Below are 782 nucleotides of genomic sequence, written 5' to 3'. Positions count from 1 at the left end.
CGTGAAGCCGTGGTGGGCGACGGCAAACCTCGCGTGTCGGGGCATATCGCCTACCGCGCCGTGCTCAGGCGTGAGGATGTTCCGGCTCATCTGTGGAGCGACGATGTGCTGCTTTGGGGCGGCGAGAAAACCCATCTGGTTCACTACCCACTGCGCCGCGGCGAACTCTTCAACCTGGTGGCTGTTTTTCACAGCAACAAATACGATGAGGGCTGGAACACCTTTGGCGATACAGCCGAGCTTAACGAGCGTTTCGCCGATGCCTGCCCACAAGTCAAGGAACTGCTGGGGAAAATCGAGACCTGGAAGATGTGGGTGCTGTGCGACCGCGAACCCGTGAAAAACTGGACCGACCGGCGCGTGACCCTGCTGGGCGACGCCGYCCACCCGATGCTGCAGTACCTGGCCCAAGGCGCCGGCCAGGCTATTGAAGACGCCGTCGTGCTGCGTGAAGCGCTGCGCTTTACCCGCGGCGATGTGCCAAAGGCTTTTCAGAAATACCAGCAAAAGCGCTACCTGCGCACTGGCCGCGTGCAATTGACTGCCCGTTTTTACGGTGATATTTACCATGCGGCCGGTGTTCAACGCGAATTGCGCAACCAGATGTTCCAGAGCGGCACCGAGAGCGCGGGTTTCGCCGGCCTGAAGTGGATGTACGACGGAATCGAGCCGTCAAAACTGTTCCAATGACGGTTTCAAAAGCCCCAGGGATTGTCATGACTCTTCTTCCCAACACCGCTGCCCTCCGGATAATTGCTACGCTTTTGATAGCTGCTTGCGCT

Annotated in this window: 1 protein-coding gene; it reads left to right on the top strand. The window is 59.0% G+C overall.

Features of this window, described 5'->3' with window-relative positions; genetic code table 11:
* Nucleotides 1–690 (top strand): FAD-dependent monooxygenase (locus AC1DWI_RS25125; protein WP_477726178.1); only part of this gene is annotated, 690 nt, incomplete at its 5' end.
* Nucleotides 691–782: the final 92 nt, after the last annotated feature.

This window comes from Polaromonas sp. P3_C2 (assembly GCF_056402675.1).
This window is presented reverse-complemented; position numbering and strand designations above follow the sequence as displayed.